Raw genomic sequence first — 1,766 nt, 5'->3', positions numbered from 1 at the left:
ATTGCCACTCGACCAGGTGACCTGCCGGCGCCGGCGGCATCTGCGCGATACGCCGCTGGTACTCGATCGAGTCTTGCGACCAGCCCGCCGTCGATTGCAAGGCGGCTTCGCCCCGATCGGGCGGACACTCCTTGCACCTTTGTCTCGCACGGGTGGGCGCCTCGGCGCGCGCGATGGGCGAGTCCTTCGCCTTGTCGGCTTGCTCTTGGCGCTTGCGCGCCTGCTGCCGCGCTACTTCACCGGCTGCGCCGGCGGCCGCACCCACGCCAAGTGCGGCAAGCAGGCGGATGGCGGCGGCTTCGATCAAGGGGATGGCTGCAGCGGCCATTCACCGTCTCCTTTGAGCTTGTGTCGAACCACGGCATCCAGCTCGTCGAAACGCCGCTCGGGCCGATGGGCGAGAAGCTCATCGCACACCGTGGCGACGAACTGGTCAGAGGTCCGCATACCGGGGCAGCAGGTCCTGATCGACCAGGCGGATCTCGATGGCGTTGGCGATTCTGACGTGCTCAGGGTTCTCGTCCGAGAAGGGCTCGTCGGTGACGCTGACGATGATCGTGCCCCGTTGCTCGTCCTTGCCTTTGGCGTTCTTGCCCATCACCGGCACCAGCGCTCCGGCCTCGGGTACTTGCTGCGCTGTCAGCACGCGCGGCAGGTATAGCATCCAGCCGACGCCGGGGCGGTCCGGAAAAACAGCATCGTATTGCTCTGGAGTCAAAGCGCTGTAGATCGGCCGATAGAGTCGCACAGATTCTGAAACCAGCTCTATTGCGTCGTTGGTGTCACCGAGCCTAAATGTCTGCGGAGCGGACCTCATCTTGAAGGTCAGCCCTGAAGAGCGGCCGTCTCTACGATCAAAGAAGCAGGAGATCGAGGCTCCCTTTACTCGATCTTCTTGCCCGTTCCAAAGTGTGAAGCTCTGCAATGCAGTTTCTTCTCTGTTCTCTTCGCGGATGACAGCGATCGCAGCGGCTTTAGGCCCTGAACTGTCAAAAGCTCGGTAGAGATAAGACGAGTCTTTCTCTCCCGTCGCTATCAGCCACTGGTCAGGGAGCAGCATCGGGTCTGAAGACGCGCCTCCTCTGACCAACTCGTAGACAAGATTCATCTGGGATTCGATGGAGTCCGAGTCCGCGAAGGCGCGACGAAATCGCACTTCGAGGACATGACTGATGTACGGGCGCTTTTTCATGGTCGGTACAGGACCTCTATCTCGGGTGAGGTGCGAAGCAGAACCTTCGACATGTATCGATACGAGACCGGCTCCATGAAGTTCCACTGCAACCGGATGGGGGGCTTGGGTATGGCAGCACGGTTCTGTGCCACTGCCTCATTGGTCATCTTGACGAAAATTCTTTCCTGAAAGGGATACTGGAATCCGCCCCACTCATCGAAAAACTGGTCATACCGTGCCTTGGCCTCCTTGAGCAGGCATTGGCTGGAGTCAAAGCCGTCGAAGCGCACGCCGTTGAATTGCCACTCGACCAGATAGCCCTCAGGCGCCGCAGGCATCTGCCCGATGCGGCGCTGGTAATCGATCGAGTCTTGCGACCACCCGGCCGTTGGTTGCAAGGCTGCTTCGCCCCGATCGGGTGGACACTCCTTGCACTTTTCTCTCGATCGGGTCGGCGCCTCAGTGCGCGCGATGGTCGAGTCCTTCGCCTGGTCGGTCTGCTCTTGGCGCTTGCGCGCCTGCTGCCGCGCTACTTCACCGGCTGCGCCGGCGGCCGCACCCACGCCAAGTGCGGCAAGCAGGCGGATGGCGG

3 protein-coding genes and 1 pseudogene are annotated in these 1,766 nt (G+C 61.5%); all 4 read right to left on the bottom strand.

Annotated elements, in window-relative coordinates; genetic code table 11:
• A pseudogene (locus tag F615_RS0117300) lies at window positions 1-328 on the bottom strand (Tox-REase-5 domain-containing protein); the annotation flags it as partial.
• The gene (locus tag F615_RS20115) at window positions 304-447 is read right to left on the bottom strand and encodes a hypothetical protein (RefSeq protein WP_156824688.1); all 144 of its coding nucleotides are present in this window, start codon (window positions 445-447) and stop codon (window positions 304-306) included. The pseudogene F615_RS0117300 and the gene F615_RS20115, both read right to left, overlap by 25 nt.
• Window positions 434-1,192 (bottom strand): immunity 52 family protein, encoded by a 759-nt coding sequence (locus F615_RS0117295; RefSeq protein WP_019562396.1) that lies wholly within the window; start codon window positions 1,190-1,192, stop codon window positions 434-436. The genes F615_RS20115 and F615_RS0117295 overlap by 14 nt, the downstream gene beginning before the upstream one ends.
• Window positions 1,189-1,766: Tox-REase-5 domain-containing protein (locus F615_RS19105; protein ID WP_019562395.1), on the bottom strand; the 578-nt coding region annotated here is incomplete at its 5' end. The genes F615_RS0117295 and F615_RS19105, both read right to left, overlap by 4 nt.

Origin of the sequence: Caldimonas manganoxidans ATCC BAA-369 (assembly GCF_000381125.1) — a bacterium.
Lineage (GTDB): Bacteria > Pseudomonadota > Gammaproteobacteria > Burkholderiales > Burkholderiaceae_C > Caldimonas > Caldimonas manganoxidans.
This window is presented reverse-complemented; position numbering and strand designations above follow the sequence as displayed.